Annotated in this window: 10 protein-coding genes, 1 pseudogene and 1 riboswitch; of the genes and pseudogenes, 2 read left to right on the top strand and 9 right to left on the bottom strand. The window is 67.9% G+C overall.

The window, feature by feature from the left end; translation table 11 throughout:
* Positions 1–5: 5 nt before the first annotated feature.
* A pseudogene (locus tag J2X41_RS00790) lies at positions 6–106 on the top strand (hypothetical protein); the annotation flags it as partial.
* Between the two features lie 44 nt (positions 107–150).
* On the opposite strand, the gene J2X41_RS00785 reads toward J2X41_RS00790, so the two are convergent.
* The 4 genes from J2X41_RS00785 to purM all read right to left on the bottom strand — a co-directional run bounded on the left by J2X41_RS00785 (position 151) and on the right by purM (position 6,063).
* Positions 151–1,368 (bottom strand): dipeptidase, encoded by a 1,218-nt coding sequence (locus tag J2X41_RS00785; protein ID WP_310078845.1) that lies wholly within the window; start codon positions 1,366–1,368, stop codon positions 151–153.
* A gap of 71 nt (positions 1,369–1,439) precedes the next feature.
* Positions 1,440–3,842, bottom strand: a complete 2,403-nt coding sequence (locus J2X41_RS00780; RefSeq protein ID WP_310078844.1) for a TonB-dependent receptor — start codon at positions 3,840–3,842, stop codon at positions 1,440–1,442.
* Positions 3,843–4,123: 281 nt separating this feature from the next.
* Positions 4,124–4,229: riboswitch (glycine riboswitch) on the bottom strand.
* A 233-nt stretch (positions 4,230–4,462) separates the two neighbouring features.
* A complete protein-coding gene (gene purN, locus J2X41_RS00775; RefSeq protein WP_310078842.1) occupies positions 4,463–5,041 on the bottom strand; it encodes a phosphoribosylglycinamide formyltransferase in 579 nt (192 codons plus the stop codon).
* The gene (gene purM, locus J2X41_RS00770; protein ID WP_310078840.1) at positions 5,038–6,063 is read right to left on the bottom strand and encodes a phosphoribosylformylglycinamidine cyclo-ligase; all 1,026 of its coding nucleotides are present in this window, start codon (positions 6,061–6,063) and stop codon (positions 5,038–5,040) included. The genes purN and purM overlap by 4 nt, the downstream gene beginning before the upstream one ends.
* Positions 6,064–6,175: 112 nt before the next feature.
* On the opposite strand from purM, the gene rnd reads away from it, so the two are divergent.
* Positions 6,176–7,348 carry a ribonuclease D gene (gene rnd, locus J2X41_RS00765; protein WP_310078838.1) on the top strand — a complete coding sequence of 391 codons (1,173 nt, stop codon included), beginning with the start codon at positions 6,176–6,178 and terminating at the stop codon, positions 7,346–7,348.
* Between the two features lie 143 nt (positions 7,349–7,491).
* Here the strand turns inward: rnd and J2X41_RS00760 are convergent, their stop codons facing one another.
* From J2X41_RS00760 to J2X41_RS00740, 5 genes are all read right to left on the bottom strand, one after another.
* Positions 7,492–7,770, bottom strand: coding sequence for a hypothetical protein (locus J2X41_RS00760; protein WP_310078836.1), 279 nt, complete (start codon positions 7,768–7,770; stop codon positions 7,492–7,494).
* Between the two features lie 185 nt (positions 7,771–7,955).
* Entirely contained in the window at positions 7,956–10,901 is a 2,946-nt protein-coding gene (locus J2X41_RS00755; RefSeq protein WP_310078835.1) for a TonB-dependent receptor domain-containing protein, read from the bottom strand.
* Between the two features lie 303 nt (positions 10,902–11,204).
* Positions 11,205–12,695 (bottom strand): Ppx/GppA phosphatase family protein, encoded by a 1,491-nt coding sequence (locus J2X41_RS00750; RefSeq protein ID WP_310078833.1) that lies wholly within the window; start codon positions 12,693–12,695, stop codon positions 11,205–11,207.
* 82 nt (positions 12,696–12,777) lie between these two features.
* Entirely contained in the window at positions 12,778–14,157 is a 1,380-nt protein-coding gene (locus J2X41_RS00745) for an alpha/beta hydrolase (protein WP_310078832.1), read from the bottom strand.
* 79 nt (positions 14,158–14,236) lie between these two features.
* Positions 14,237–16,465: an RNA degradosome polyphosphate kinase gene (locus J2X41_RS00740; RefSeq protein ID WP_310078831.1), complete on the bottom strand. Its 2,229-nt coding sequence runs from the start codon at positions 16,463–16,465 to the stop codon at positions 14,237–14,239.
* Between the last annotated feature and the right edge of the window lie 14 nt (positions 16,466–16,479).

The raw sequence follows: 16,479 nt of genomic DNA, 5'->3' as shown, positions 1-16,479 counted from the left end.
ACGGTTGTCATCCCGGGCGAAGCGCAGCGGAGACCCGGGACCCAGGGCAACCGCAATGCGCCGGCCCCTGGGTCCCGGACAGCCTCTGCGAGGCTTCCGGGATGACAACAGGAGGGGGAAGGCGGTTCGAACCCGAAAACCGCCCACGCCTCACCCCGCCGGCGCCTTCGCCGCCTCGGCCGCGCGCAGCAGGCGCAGGACGTTGCCGCTCCAGATCTTCGCAAGGTCGGCCTTGGTGTAGCCCTCGTTCAGCAGGGCCTGGGAGATCTTCCAGTAGTCGGAGGCGTCGTTGAGGCCCGTGACCCCGCCGCCGCCGTCGAAATCGATGCCGATGCCCACGTGGTCAACGCCGGCCACCTTCAGGGCGTGGTTCAGGTGGTTCATGAAGTCCTCGAAGGTGGCCTTCCTGACCGGCCACTTGGCCTCGATCGCCTTGTATTCCGTCATGAAGGCGGCGCGCTGGTCCTCGGTCATCTTGGCGCGGGCCCCGGCCTTGGCCATCAGGGCTCCCATGGCCGCCTCGCGGTCGGGGTTCTTGGGCGTGTCGATCAGGTAGCTGGAATAGGCGTCGACCTGGATCACTCCGCCGCTGTCGGCCAGGGCCTTGATCCGCGCGTCGTCGATGTTGCGCGGATGGTCGAACACCGCCTTGCAGCCCGAATGGGTCAGGATCACCGGGGTCTTGGACAGGGCGATCAGTTGGTCCAGCACGTCGTCGGACGAGTGCGAGCCATCCAGCACCACGCCCAGGCGGTTGGCCTCGGCCACGAACTGCTTCCCCAGAGGCGACAGGCCATGCCACTCGGGCTTGTCCGTGGACGAGTCGGCCATGTCGTTGTTCTTGAAGTGGGCCAGGCCGCTGATCCGCACGCCCATCGCGTAGAAGGCCGACAGCAGGGTGATGTCGCCGTCGATCGGGTAGCTGTTCTCGATGCTGATGAACACCACGCGCTTGCCCTGGGCGGCGATGGTCGCGGCGTCGTCGGCCTTCAGGGCCAGGCCGAACTTGTCACCGTGTTTGGCGACCATCTCGCGGATCTCGACGCCGCGGATCAGGGCCGCGTCGCGGGCGGCGCGGGTGGCCTCGGGGGTGCGCGGGCCCTGGGGCGTGTAGATGGCGAAGAAGCCGCCATCCAGCCCGCCCTCGACCATGCGCGGATAGTCGATCTGCGAGCCGTCCTTGGCCGCGTCGTGGCGGTCCAGGATGTCCCAGCCGGGGCGGCCGAAATTGGCCGGGGTGTCCAGGTGGGTGTCGAGGGTCAGCAGGCTTTCGTGGATGGCGCGGGCCGAGGCGGCGGTCTCGGCGGCCTGGACCCTGGTGACCAGGGCGAGAGCCGAAATGGCGGCCAGCAGGATGGATCGGGTCATGGATGCACTCGAACGCTATCCGGCCGGCCTCACCCTTTTTGCTTGAGGGCGAGACCGGCCGGAACGTGGACCTAGAAGTCGGCGGAGAGGGTGAACTGGATCGTCCGGTGCGAGCCGGGCCGGAAGCTGGCCGGGGTGGTCACCGTGGTGTTGATGGTGCCCAGATAGTCCTTGTCGAAGATGTTATCGACATTGACCCGCGCCTTGATCTGCTCGAACGGCCCGGCTCCGAAACCGTCGCCCAGGTCGAGATAGGCGTTGACGATCGTATAGCCCTTGGTGGTCTCGTTGTTGACGAAGTTGGTGAAGCGGTCGTCGATGTGGCGGGCCGAGACGTTGAACACCACCCCGTCCGTCGGCTCGACCGTCACCCCGCCCTGGAACAGCCATTCGGGGAAGTCCGGCACGACCTTGCCCTTGGTCGCCAGGGTGACGGGCGCGGCCGTGGCGCTGGACCGGTAGTTCAGGACGTCGTCCTGGAACTTGGACTTGTTGTACGAGAGGTTGGCGTTGAAATAGATCTTGCCGCCCAGCAGGTCGGGTTTCCATTGGCCGCTGAACTCGGCGCCCGACGCCTTCACCGCCCCGACGTTCTGATAGAAGCTTTCCAGCGTGACGCTGCCGGGCACTACGGCGTTGAACTGCTGCAGGCGGTTCTTGAACTCGGTCTTGTAGGCCACGAACGAGGCGTTGAAGGTCGAGCGGTTGGCCCGGTAGCCCAGTTCCAGATTGGTCGAGGTCTCGGGCTTGGGGCCCGGCGCGCTGGGGCTGGCGGCCGAGAACACGTCGTCGGCGCCGCGCGGCAGGGCCATGTTCTCCGAATAGGACGCGAAGACCTGGTCGCGCGAATTGACGCTGTAGACCAGGCCGACCTGGGGCAGGAAGTCGTCCTTCCAGTTGGCGTCGATCGACGGCGTCAGATGGTTGCGATAGTCGGCGATCTGGCGCTTGCCATGGATATTGTAGTCCACGTCGAGCGTCTTGAAGCCCAGCTCCAGCTTCAGGTTCTCGTCCAGCAGGCTGAGCGTGTCCTTGAGGAAGAACTGGGTCGTGTCGCGGGTCGAGACATAGTCGCGCTGCAGGTGGACCGGTTCGTTCAATAGCGGCGCGCCGTCGGGATCGCCGTTGACGGTGTTGTAGCGCGCCTGGGTGCGGTGATAGTCGTCCTTCTCCAGCCAGACGCCGGCCTCCAGCTTGTTGAAGCCGAACTTCCAGCTGCCCTTGGCCGTGCCCCCCTTGCGCGTGCCGTCGATGGCCGAGAGGCCGTACTGCAGGCCCTTGGGAGCCGTCAGCCCCGTGAGCCCTTTCGCCACCTCGGCGTCGTAATTGCCCTTGGAGGTCGCATAGTCCTCGGGCGAGACGCCATAGCCGCCCTTGTCCTCGTAATAGGCCGTCGTGGTCAGGTCGATCGCGTCGGTAATCGGCGTGTTCAGGGTCAGGCCGTAAAGGTGGTCCTTCCGCTTGTTGACCGCGAACTTGTAGTAGTTGGCGTAGTTGGGGTTGGAATAGACGATCCCCGCCACGGTCTGCGGCAGGCTGGCGGTCGGGACGATCACCGGCGTGCCGAGCGGCACGGACAGCGGCACGGCGCCCAGATAGGCGAAGCTGCGGCCCTTGCGCCCGAAGAGGTCGCCCGCCGTGCCGGCGTATTGCGCCTTGGTGATCGAGGGGCTGTCGTAGTCGTAATAGTCGTTGTGGACGGTCTGGAAGCTGAGGTCGCCGCCGTTGGGCAGGTCGTAGCGCAGCTTGCCCTCGTAGTGCTTGCGGTCGATCGTGCCCGGGCCGCGCCACAGGTCGCCCTTGATCCACGAGCCGCTGACATAGCCCGACAGCGGGCCGACCTTGCCGGATTCCAGGCGCAGGAAGCCGCGCTTGAGGGCGTCGCTGCCGAGCGTGAAGCTGGCCGAGCCGCCGGCGGTCTCGGACGGCTTCTGGGTGAAGTAGTCGACGATCGGGCCCAGCGAGGCGTAGCTGGGCAGGGCGACGTCGCCGGCCCCGGCCGAGGCCGTCACGCGCAGCAGGTTCTCGTTGTCGACATAGCGATAGATCGGGCTGCCGCCGAACTGGTCGCTGCGGCCCATGGGGATGTTGTCCAGCAGAAAGCCGATCTGCTGGAAGTTGAAGGCCCGCACCGAGACCGAATTGCCGAACTCGTACATGCCCAGGGCGTCGTTGGCCTGGACGTTGAAGCCGGGCAGGGACTCCAGCATCTTCAGGCCGGTGACGCCGGCCGGGGCCGACAGCAGGGCCTCGCGGGTGATCGACACCGTGGCGGTGGCGTGGTCGGTGCCGATGGCGACGCTGGCCTCGGACACCCGGGCCCCGGTCACCACCAGTTCGTCGACCGTCGAGGCCTTGTCGGCCTCCTGGGCCAGGGCGGGCGTCGCGCCGCCCAGCACCGAAGCGGCCAGCAGCAGGGCCCGGAAGCGGCGCATGGCCGGCGAAAGACGCGTGTTCGTCATGACTATCCCCAATCTTTTTGACGGGAGCAAGCTCGACGGTCCGTCTATCGCGGTAAATTCAGAAAAGCTGTTTGTGATGACAAAATAAAACCAAGTCCAGACCGTGCGCACTTGTGTCTAAATTATAAACATTGGAAATGGTCTATATTGGTTGCGCAAATGGATATCTCACGATAACCGCTCAGGTCATCGTGTTGAGGTGGTGCGAGCTTTTTCGGAGTGGACCGTTGAGGCGTCTGTTCAGGTCATGGGCAGCCGAGGGGTGTCGCGACGGACCGTCGTGGCCCGCCTTCCGCACCCCCGCTGTCCTTGGCGCCTGAGAGATTCAGCGATGCGGAATCGCCTTGCTCCTTCGGCGAGGGCGCACGCAGACGCGCCCTGCTTTCCAGCGTTTCGAGGCCGTCGCGGTCCTTCTGCTTGAGCGTTTCCGGGGCGGTTTCGCCTTCAGCGCCGGGCCAGGCCCGGTCTCTCCCGCGAGAGCGGCTCCAGCAGGATCCGCAACCGGGCTTGCGTCAATTCGTGGCGACACGGGGCGCGCGCCAAGAGGTCGGGCGCCGTTTTGAAACGCAACCCGCGCTGCTTTTCGTGGCGTCCAAGGTGCGCCTTGTTCGCCCTCGTGCAAGTCGGGGCGCTTAGAGTCCGCGCACGAACTGCGCCAGGGTCGCCGGATACAGCTGGTGCTCCTGCTCCAGCACCCGGTCGCTCAGCATGTGCTCGGTGTCGCCCGGCAGGATCGGCACGCGGGCCTGGCCCAGGATCGGGCCTTCGTCGACGCCGGCGGTGACCAGGTGGACGGTGCAGCCGGCCTCGACCTCGCCGGCCTGCAAGGCGCGGCCGTGAGTGTCCAGCCCCGGATAGGCCGGCAGCAGGGAGGGGTGGATGTTCAGCATCCGGCCTTCCCAGGCGTTGACCAGGAACGGCGTCAGGATGCGCATGTAGCCGGCCAGGGCCACCACCTGGATCCCGCGTTCGCGCAGGGCGGCGTCGATGGCGCGCTCGTGGGCCTCGCGGTCCTTGCCGTAGGGCTTCTGATCGACGGCCAGCGCCTCGATCCCCGCCGCCGCGGCGGTCAGCAGGCCGCCGGCCTCGGGCTTGTTGGCCAGCACCAGGGCGACCTCGAACGGGCAGGCGGGGTCCTGGGCGGCGCGGACCAGGGCCTCCATGTTGGAGCCCCGGCCCGAGATCAGGACGGCGACCTTGGTCCTGCTCACGCCTGGACCAGCTGCCCGCAGATGAACGCGTCCTCGCCCGCGTTCAGCAGGGCGGCCAGCACCGGCTCGGCGTCGGACGCCGCCACCACCAGGATGAAGCCGACGCCGCAGTTGAACGTGCGGCGCAGCTCGTGGTCGGAAATGCCGCCTTCGCGCTGCAGCCAGTCGAAGACCGGGGGCAGGGGCCAGGCGTTCCAGTCGAACTCGGGGACCAGGCCGTCGGCGATGCAGCGCGGCGGGTTCTCGATCAGGCCGCCGCCGGTGATGTGGGCGCCGCCCTTGACGCGGCCCGACTGCAGCAGGGGCAGGATCGACTTCACATAGATGCGGGTCGGGGCCATCAGCGCCTCGGCCAAGGTCTTTCCCTCGGCGAACGGGGCAGGAGCGTCCCAGGCCAGGCCCGAGCGCTCGACCACGCGGCGCACCAGGCTGTAGCCGTTGGAGTGCGGGCCCGACGAGCCGGCGCCGATGATCAGGTCGCCGGCCCGCTGCCGGTCCAGCTTGGGCAGCACGCCGTCGCGCTCGACCGCTCCGACCGAGAAGCCGGCCAGGTCGTATTCCCCGTCGCCGTACATGCCCGGCATCTCGGCCGTCTCGCCGCCCACCAGGGCCGCGCCGGCCAGCTTGCAGCCGTCGGCGATGCCGGCCACCACACTGGTGGCCGTCGCGACGTCCAGCTTGCCGGTGGCGAAATAGTCGAGGAACAGCAGGGGCTCGGCGCCTTGGGCCAGCAGGTCGTTGACGCACATGGCCACCAGGTCGATGCCGACCGTGGCGTGCATGCCGGTGTCGATGGCGATGCGCAGCTTGGTGCCGACGCCGTCGGTGGTGGAGACCAGCAGCGGGTCGTCGTAGCCGGCCGCCTTCAGGTCGAACAGGGCGCCGAAACCGCCCAGGCCCGCCTCGGCGCCAGGGCGTCGCGTGGCCTTGGCCAGAGGCTTGATCGCCTCGACCAGGGCGTTGCCCGCATCGATATCGACGCCGGCCTGGGCGTAGGTGAGGCCGTTCTGGGGGTCGCTCATGCGCTTGCTCTGGCTCGAAGACGGCTCAACGAGCCGTTTTTGAAAGGAAACTTGCCGCTCCCCCCAAGCTTGTGCTTGCAGACTCGGGGGTGCGCGAGGCTATTAGCAGCCGATGACGACGATCACCACTACCGCCGCGCTGGCGGCGTTCTGTAATGAGTTGAAGGGCCAGCCCTTCATCGCCGTGGACACCGAGTTCATGCGCGAAACCACCTACTGGCCCAAGCTGTGCTTGATCCAGGTGGCCTCGCCGGACACCGAAGCCTGCATCGACCCGCTGGCCGAGGGCATCGACCTGGCGCCGTTGCTGGACATCCTGCGCGACCCGTCGGTCCTGAAGGTGTTCCACGCGGCCCGCCAGGACGTCGAGATCTTCAACAATCTCGACGCCATGCCCACGCCGCTGTTCGACACCCAGGTCGCCGGCATGGCCGCCGGGTTCGGCGAGCAGATCGCCTACGACGCCCTGGTCCGCCAGATGCTGAAGATCGAGCTGGACAAGTCCAGCCGCTTCACCGACTGGGCCCGCCGCCCGCTCAGCGACGCCCAGCTGACCTACGCCGTCGCCGACGTCACCCACCTGGCGACCCTGTTCCCCATCCTGCGCGACCGCCTGGACAAGGCCGGCCGCCTGGCCTGGGTGGAAGAGGAGATGAAGGCGCTCAACGATCCGGCCGCCTACGACGTCGACCCGGAAAAGGCCTGGCGTCGCCTGCGCCCGCGCAAGACCGGGGCCAAGTACCTGGCGGTGTTCAAGGCCGTGGCCGCCTGGCGCGAGCGCACCGCCCAGAGCCGCGACCAGCCGCGCGGCCGCATCCTCAAGGACGAGGCCATCGACGAGCTGGCCACCCAGGCCCCGACCTCGCTGGAGGGCCTCAACACCCTGCGCAGCGTGCCCAAGGGCTTCGGCGGCTCCAAGTTCGGTCCCGACCTGCTGGCCGCCATCAAGGCCGCCCTGGCCGACCCCGAAGGCTACGCCCCGGTGCTGGAGAAGTCCGGCCCGCCGCCGCCCGCCTCGGCCGGCGCGGTCGTCGAGCTGCTGAAGGTGCTGCTCAAGGCCCGCGCCGAGGAAGCCGGCGTGGCCTCCAAGCTGATCGCCACGGTCTCGGACCTGGAAAAGATCGCCGCCGACGACGAGGCCAACACGCCCGCCCTGCAAGGCTGGCGGCTGGAGGCCTTCGGCTCGGACGCCCTGAAGATCAAGCGCGGCGAGTTGGCCCTGGTGCTGGACGGAGCCCGCGTGCGGGTCGTCGAGGTTCGGCGCGCGGCGCCCAAGGCCGATTAGGATCTGATCCTTCTTTCCTTGCGGGAGGGGATGGCGCCGCGGCCGCGGAACGAGACGCCCAACAAAAAGCGCCGCGACGGTCCTTCGACTGTCGCGGCGTCTTCGTTTCTGAGCCCTGCTTCCCGTGACCGGGCGTCGGCGCCCTAACGCGCGATGTGCGGGACGAGATTGCTGGCCGCCAGGGCCAGCGAGGCCAGCACCACGCCGTGGAACACGCAACCGACGATCACCGTGCGCTTGACCGACCAGCCGGCGTCGGCCGCGAAGGCGCGGGCCAGGTCGTTCTGCAGGCGGCGGGCCGGACCGACCACCGACACGTCGTCGGCGCTAGCGAGCCGCAGCTGAGGCCGCGCACGCGGCGCCGGAAAGGCGATGATCTGGTCCTCGGCGTGTTCGACTTCGACGATCCGCTGCTTCTGCATGGACGCTCTCCCCCGTGTTGATCGGTGGAGCTTGCGGGAGCCGTGGATAACAAACCGTGCTCGGCGAGCGCTGTTATGCTGCGGCGGCGTGTCGCGGCGACCTCGCCTCGGGCGCCGGGCGGCAAAAAGAAAGGGCCGGCTCCTTTCGGAACCGGCCCCCCGACACACCCGAAGGCGAGTCGATCTTAGTAGGTGAAGCGCACGCCCATCTTGAACGTCCGGCCGATAGCGCCGGCGTAGTGGAACGTGGTCAGGAAGTTCGGGTTCGACGCGTAGGAGCCAGCCGCGAGCGGCGACTTCTGGTCGAACACGTTGCCGACGTTGCCGTAGACCTGGACCTGATCGTTGATCTGGGCCGTGGCGTTCAGGTCGGTGTAGACGAACTTCTTGATATGGCAGAACCTTTCGGCGATGCCCGTCTTGTTGTTGTTGGCGTAGGTGTTGCCAGCAATACAGTCCGTCGTACCGTAGTCGTCAGCGGCGACCTGCTTGATCTTGTTGACGAAGTAGGTGGTCGCCGAAACCGTGTAGCGGCCGAACGCCAGGGTGTTCTGCCAGTTGCCGCGCCAATCCGGCGTGCCGTTGCCCGACGACAGTTCGTACGGACCCAGGGTGCCGGCGTATTCCTGCACCTTGCCGTCGGCGGTGTGCAGGTCGTACTTCAGCACGTGGGTGACTTCCACGCGGCTGGTCCAGTTGACGCCGTCCCAGACGTTCAGGTTGGCCTGGGCCGCGAAGTCGATGCCCGAGGTTTGCGAGTAGTTGGCGTTCTCGAACGGCGCGTTGATGATCAGGACGCGCGGCAGGGCGGTCGGGAACAGCGGATCCGGCACGTCGACGACGTTGCACGAGTAGCCCGGGCCAACGGCCGCCACCAAGGCGCAGCCCTCGGCTTGGGTCGCACCCTTGAAGTACGCGCCCTTCGCCTCGGCGATCTTGGAACCGCTGACGATCAGGTTGTTCTTCTTGACGTTGTAATAGTCGACGGTCAGCGACAGCCATCTGGTCGGCTGCACAATGGTGCCCAGCGTGAAGCTGCGCGAGGTTTCCGGCTTCAGGTCCGGGTTGCCGACCAGGCCCGAACCCAGCGAGTAGGACAGGGCGTACGGGTTGGTCGATCCACCGTGGGCGGTCACGAACGAGGTCGGCGGCACGTAGGTCGCGAAGCCGGCGTACTGTGAACGCGGACCCGACTCGGCGAAGGTCGGAGCGCGGAAGCCCTTCGAGTAGGTCCCCCGGAACGCCAACTGCTTCATCGGCGTATACTTGGCGCCGATCTTCGGCGAGAAGTGGCTGAAGCCTTCCGAGTAGTCGTCGTAACGACCCGAGACGTTGACTTCCAGGTCCTCGGTGACCGGAGCCTCCACTTCGAAGAACGCGGCCTTGACCGTGTGCTTGCCGAAGGCCGACGAGGTCGTCAGGCTGTAGGTGTCCAGACGAGCGTTCTGGTTGTTGTTTTCCAGAACTTCCTTACGGATCTGGCCGCCGACGGCCAGCATCATGTCGCCGGCCGGCAGGGACCACAGCTTGTGGGTGACCGAGCCGTCCAACGACATCATCGACGAGTGCGAGTTCGTCACGATATCGGGCGCGATTGAGTTGCGCACCGCAGCGGTGTTCTTCGACGGATCGACGAAGTTGTACGAACCGGTGTTGATCGCGGTCATCAGGGCCGCGATGTTCAGGTAACCGCGCTGCCGGATGCGCAGGTTGTCGCGGGCGCCGGCGGCGTCGATCTGCCAGTTCCAACCGTCGCCGAACTCGCCCTTCAGGCCCGCGGTGCCACGGATCACTTCATTGACGCGGTTGCTGCCGGCCGGAATGTCGCCGAACAGGTAGTAGAGACGCGCGGCGCCGTTGGAAGGATCGTTCTGGAACGCGGTGGCGTAGGGGTTGTTCGGGTTCAGGGCGCGGCCCGGGGCGCCGGCGGTGGCGCAATTGATACCCGTCGAGCAGATCCAGACCGGCAGAGTGATCTGCAGGGCCGACAGCGACGGCTGGGCGCCGAACGGCTGGGTGTTCTGGACAGCCCGCGGTACGTTCTTGATGTCGACTTCGTTGCTCGAATAGCTGCCGGTCGCGTAGGCTTCGATGTTGTCGCTGAGGCGCATGCTCAGGCGACCATTGAAGGCGTAGCGCTTTTGCAGAGGCTGAATCTGGTTGTACTTGTCGACCAGGTTCCACTTACAGCCGGTGCCGTTCACGTTGGCGCTGGTCTGGGTGAAGGTGCCGTCGGCGCAGTTCAGGTTCAGCGAGGTGTAGACCTTCGCCGGGTCCAGGACCGTGCCAGTGCCGGTCCGCGGGTCGTTCAGGTCGCGAACGCTGGTGCGATAGACCACGGCGTTCGGCGTCTGCGTCGCCATGCTGTTGTCGGCCGAGTTGTTGTCGAGGCCGCCAATCGAGGTAAGGTCGCGGTTGTTGAACGGGAAACCGCGACTGTGCGTCGTGACGCGGTCGTCCTTCTGGTATTCGGCGTTGATGTAGAAGTTCCAGCCGCTCTCCTTGTAGTCGCCGTAGCCCAGGGTGATGTCGGCGCGGCGGTGCTCGGCGTCGCCGCGATCGCTCTCGCCCGCTTCCAGGCTGCCGGCGACGCCGACGAAGGTCTTCTTCAGCTTCAGGTTCACCACGCCGCCGATGGCGTCGGCGCCGTACGACGACGAGGCGCCGTCCTTCAGGACTTCGATCCGGTCGATCAGGCTGAACGGGATGGTGTTCAGGTCGACATAGGCGTTGTGGCCGTCGTCGTTGATCGGGAAGTTGGCCGAACGCAGGCCGTCGACCAGGACCAGGGTCGAGGAGACGCCCAGGCCGCGCAGCGAGACGGCCGAGCCGCCGGCGCTGAAGCCGCTCTGGAAGCCGGTGCCGATCGAACCGGCGCCGTCAGCCGAGATCGTGCGGATGGCGTCGGAGGCGGTGGTGATGCCGGCGCGGGCCAGGCTTTCCGACGTCAGCACGGTGACCGGCGAAGGGGTTTCGGTATCGGTGCGGCGGAAAAGCGAGCCGGTGACGACGATTTCTTCGACTTCGGTCGCTTCCGGTGCGGGCGCGGTCTGGGCGGCGGCTTGGCCGGCGCCGAACATCGCCACGGCGGCGCCGCAAATCATCGTCGAGGCGAGCAAGCGCTCGCGCATGGAGTTAGTCTTCAAGGTGGGTCCCCCCGGGTGGGCTTGTGTCAGATCTGACACAAAGGTTGCCTAGCCATAGATATTCTGAGGCTAATTGCAGAATGGCTACATACGGTTGGGATCCCGGGTCAACGGACCATTGCATTTCTGAAATGCAACGTGGCTTTTTTGTCGCATGATTGTGTTCGGTGACCGCAGCCTTTTCTCATGACAAAAATTATCGTTTTTCAACGCCGTAGACGAGCGACGGCTGTAAAAACGCAGCCCTCCATACGGAATACGCCTTGAAGGTGCGCCCATGGGTCGCTGTTAAGCTGCCGTAATTTTCAGCTTCAGACCCAGCAAGGCCGCCAAGGCGCCCGCTCTTTTGGCGGTCTGCTCACCCAGCAGCAGGTCGGCGTAGCCCGGCTCGGCGGCCAGCAGCAGGTCGCCCTTGTCGATGGCGAGTCGCGACCGGGCCAGCAGCGGCGCGCTGCGGCCCGACAGGTCGCAGCCCAGGCGGATGGCCGCGCCCAGGGCCCGGGCCCGCTTCAGGCGGCCGGGCGACAGCAGGCGTTCCAGCACCTCCAGTTCCGGCGGGGTGAAGGCGCTGGCGTGGCGGGCGAAGGCCGCGGCGGCCAGGAAGGCCCGCTCGGCATGGGTCTGGCCGGCGATGGGCGCCCGCAGCACCTGCTCGAACACCAGGTCGGCGCGATGGTCCGGGTGCAGCCGCGCGCCCAGGTCGGCTAGGCGGCAGGCGGCCGAGATCAGCACCGGGTCGCGTTCGGGGCTGAAACAGGGCGGCAGGGCCGACAGGGCCGGGGCCAGCCAGGCGTCCAGCGCCTCGCCCAACTCGTCGGCCACCCCCTGCCGGGCCCCCAGGGACGAGCAACCCTCGATCAGCGGGTCCAGCCGCCGCACCCGCGGCGGCATGGCCTCGAACAGCAGGCCCTCGCGCACGCCGTAGGCCGAGATCTCGATGCGCTTGAGGTCCAGGCTCTCGATCAGCTGCTCCAGCACCACGGCGGCGTAGGGCAGGGTCTCCGAGCGCTTCTTGCTCATGCCCTCGATGCGCTCGAGCGAGCTCTTGGACTGGTGGGCGACCAGGCGGGCGGCGTCCAGGGCCTCGGCGCGGCCGATGCTGTACTGATGGACCACGTGCAGCGGATAGCCGGTCAGGCGCATGTGCAGCAGGGCCAGGTTGCGCCAGGCGCCGCCGACCGCGTGGAAGACGTCGGTCTTGAAGGCCTGGGCCACCGGCGCCAGGCGCTGGGCGCACAGCCGCCGCACCCGCTCCGGATCGAAGCCCTCCGACAGGCCCAGGCTGAACGGGCCCAGCGGCAGGGTCACGCCCAGGCCGGCGCCGGTGGTCTCCAGGCGGATCAGCTCCAGGCTGGCCCCGCCCAGGTCGCCGACCACGCCGGTGGCGTCGGGCGTTCCGGCCAGCACGCCGACGGCGGCGTAGCGGGCCTCTTCCTCGCCCGACAGCACGCGGGTGGAAAAGCCGGTCTCGGCCTTGATCTGTTCGACAAAGGCCGCCCCGTCCTTGGCCTCGCGCACGGCGGCGGTGGCGGCGATGAAGGTCTCGGCCGGCTTGACGGCCTCCAGCACGGCGCGGAAGCGCTTCAGGGCCGCCAGGGTCTGGGCCACGCCCTCGGGATTAAGCCGGCCGCCGGCCCCCAGGTCACGGCCCAGCCCGGCCAGGACCTTCTCGTTGAACACCGTCCAGATGGCGCGGCCTTCCAGCCGGTACACCACGAGGCGGACCGAGTTGGAGCCGATATCGATAACGGCCGCGTCGCGCGGCGCCGCAAAAGGCATGAGGCTGGTTTAGCGCATTGGGCGGGGAGGGGAAGGCGGGATCGGGCGATGACGGGATTTTCGCTGGGGAAGACCCGCCGCCTCAGGGCGATGATCTTGTCGGCGGCGGAAAGGACGGCCGCGTGAAGGCCTGAGCGGGAAGGGCGGCCTCGACTGGCAGGCCGGCGGCGTCGCCGGTCCGCAGGAAGGCCATCAGCCGGGTCCGCAGCTCGGGCTGACCAGCCAGCAGCGGCTCGCGCGTGTGGTGCGTGCCGCGATGCACCAGGATCGCGTGGCCATTGGGGAAATAGGGCAGCACGCCCAGGGTGTTGTCGATCGGCGTCGAGATGTCCCAGTCGCCATGGATGAAGACCACCGGGGTCGGATTGACGACGGGCAGGCGGAAGGCGTCGTCCAGGTCGGGCGTGGGCCAGTCGGCCGCCGTGGCCGTCACCGCGTCGAAATCCCAGAAGCCCAGGATGTCGGCGGCGGGGTCGGTGCGCAGTCGATGTCCGCGCGCCGCCGAAACCCCCAGGCTGGAATCGATCAGCGGCTCGATCAGCCGCACCGCGCCCTCGGCGTTGCGGCGCCGCTCGATCGTTTCGCGCGCCCAGTCGTCGTAACGGCCGGAGTGGACCGTCCGCACTGCGCCCATCAACCCGCCGGCCGGCAGGTAGGGCTTCAGGCCGGGGTCCTGCTCGGCTTCGAACGCCACGCGCTGCAACGAGGCCAGGATCTGCGAGGGCATGTCGAAGGCGTCGTCGAGAGGTTCGCCCCCCGACAGCACGGCGCGGGCCACCACGTCGGGATGCAGGCGCATCACCGCGAAGCTCCATTGCGAACCGAAGCTCTGCCCCGACAGCGCGATCCGCTCGTAGCCCAGCGCCCGGCGCAGGTCGTTCACGTCCTCGGCGCACTGCACGATGGTGTAGCCGGCCAGGTCCTTGCCGGAATTGGCGGCCACCGCCGCTCGGGCCAGGGCGTTCATGTCGGCGGCGTCGGCCGCCAGCGTGCGCGGGCGGTCCAGAGGCTGGTCGGGCGCGGACAGCTCCAGAACGTCGCCGCGCCGGCTCCAGCCACGCTGGTCGACCACCACCACGTCGGCGGCCTCGGTATAGGCCAACACCTCGGCCAGGCGGCTTCGTCCGGCCTCGTCGGTGTCGGTGAAGGCGTTGAGATAGCTGCGGCCCGGACCGCCCGGCAGGATGAAGATCGGCGGCGCGCCGGTGGGGTGGGCGGCCTTCAGGCGCGCGAAGCCGACGCCGATGATCCGGCCGCCCGACGCGGCGCGGTTCTCGGGCGCGTAGAGCGTGCCGATCTCGTAGGCGATCGATCGGCCGTCGCCGGTCGTGGTCACGCCGCGCTCCATCACGATCTCGCCAGCCTTGGGCGCGGCGACCGCGGCCTGGCTCCAGCCGATCGCGGCCGTGCAGGCCAGGACGAACGCCGCCTTCCACCCGGTCGCCCAACTGGTCATGGTCATGCGCGCCCCCGCTCGCCCGAACCGGGCTGCGCCATCTAAGGTGGAGATAAGGGCGAAATCCGGGCTGCGGGATCGCGCCTCATCCTTTGCGCCGCGGTCCCACGTGGTCGAAGGCCTGCGGCAGGTCCTTCACCTTGTGGCCGCGGCCCGACAGGCTGGGATTGGTCATGAAGTATTCGTGGGCTGAGAAGGCGCCCTTGCGGTCCCAGGCCGGGTCGCGGGCGTAGTGCCCCTCGGGGTCGAGGTTCCAGCTCTGGGCCTCGTCATTGAGGTTGGCGACCATGATCTGGTTCAGCACCTGCTGGTGCACGGTGGGGTTCTCGACCGGGACAAGGCTCTCGACCCGGCGGTCCAGGTTGCGCGGCATCCAGTCGGCCGAGCTGATGAACACCCGGGTCTGGGGGCTGGGCATCGGGCCGCCGTTGGCGAAGGCCACCACCCGGGCGTGCTCCAGGAACCGGCCGACGATCGACTTGACGCGGATGTTCTCCGACAGCCCCTTGATGCCCGGACGCAGGCAACAGATGCCGCGCACCACCAGGTCGATCTGCACCCCGTCCTGGCTGGCGCTGTAGAGGGCGTCGATGATCTGGGGGTCGACCACGGCGTTCATCTTGGCCCAGATCGAGGCCGGCTTGCCGTCGCGGGCGTTGCGGGCCTCGGCCGCGATCATGGTCAGCAGGTCCGGCTTCAGCGTCTCCGGCGAGAACGACAGCTTCTCCAGCCCATGGGGCTGGGCGTAGCCGGTGATGAAGTTGAACAGCTTGCCGCCGTCACGGCCCAGGGCCGGATCGCAGGTGAACAGGCTCAGGTCCGTATAAACCCGCGCCGTCTGCGGGTGATAGTTGCCGGTGCCGAAGTGGCAATAGGTGCGCAGGGCCTCGCCCTCGCGCCGCACCACCACCGACAGCTTGGCGTGGGTCTTCCAGTCGACGAAGCCGAACACCACGTGGACCCCGGCCCGCTCCAGGTCTCGAGCCCACTTCAGATTGTTTTCTTCGTCAAAGCGCGCCTTGATCTCGACCAGGGCGGTGACGTTCTTGCCGTTGTCGGCCGCCTCGATCAGGGCCGCGACGATCGGGCTGTCCTTGGACGTCCGGTACAGGGTCTGCTTGATGGCCAGCACGTTGGGGTCGCGCGCCGCCTGGCGGACGAACTGCACCACCACGTCGAAGCTCTCGAACGGGTGGTGGACCAGGATGTCCTTCTCGCGGATGGCCGCGAAGCAGTCGCCGCCGTGGTCGCGGATGCGCTCGGGGAAGCGGGCGTTGAACGGCTTGAACTTCAGGTCCGGGCGGTCGGGCGGGATCAGCTCGGCCATCTGGGCCAGGCCCAGCTTGCCGTCGACCAGGATCACGTCCTCGGGCTGGGCGCGCAGGCCCTCGATGATGAACTCGCGCAGGTCGTCGGGCATGGTGGTCTGGATCTTGACCCGCACCACCCGGCCCAGCCGGCGCTTCTTCAGCCGCGCCTCGAACTCGCGCACCAGGTCCTCGGCCTCTTCCTCGATCTCCAGGTCGCTGTCGCGGATCAGGCGGAACAGACCGCGGCCCTCGACCTCGTAGCCGGGGAACAGGTGGCCCAGGAACAGGATGATGAAGCTTTCCAGCGCCACGATCCGCCGCTCGCGCTTGCGCGTGCTCTTGGCCGGCGCCTGGCTAAGCTCCCAGAAACGCTGCACCTGGCTGGGCACCGGCACCAGGGCGTAGAGGTGCTTGTCGTCCGCTATGCGGCGCAGCTTCAGAGCAAGACAAAAGCCCAGGTTCGGGATGAACGGGAACGGGTGGGCCGGGTCGATGGCCAGCGGCGTCAGCACCGGGAACATCCGGGTCAGGAAGATCTCCTCGGCCCGCTCGCGGTCGGGGCCGACGATGTCCTTGGCGTCCAGCAGCTTGAGGCCCTCGCCCCACAGCTCGGCCCGCACCTGGGTCCAGATCCGCTGCTGCTCGGCCATCAGCTCGGCGGCCGAGGCGTTGATGCGCAGCAATTGCTCGCCCGGCGTCAGCCCGTCCTGGCTGACCACCCGCACGCCCTCGCGCACCTGGCCCTTCAGGCCGGCCACCCGGACCATGTAGAATTCGTCGAGGTTGTTGGCGCTGATCGACAGGAACCGCAGCCGCTCCAGCAGCGGGTGGCGCGGATTGGCGCTCTCCTCCAGCACCCGCTGGTTGAAGGCCAGCCACGAGGTCTCGCGGTTGAAGAACCGCTCGGGCGAGCCCAGCAGTTCGTCGTCCAGCCGCAGTCCCGCCAGGTCCGGCGCGGCCGGCGAAGGCGCGGCGGGCAGGTCGAGGGCGGCGGCGTCGGTCATGGGGGGCTCCGGTC

This window comes from Caulobacter sp. BE254 (assembly GCF_031457295.1).
GTDB lineage: Bacteria > Pseudomonadota > Alphaproteobacteria > Caulobacterales > Caulobacteraceae > Caulobacter.
The sequence above is the reverse complement of the archived record's forward strand: the minus strand, read 5'-3'. Positions and strand labels throughout refer to the sequence as shown.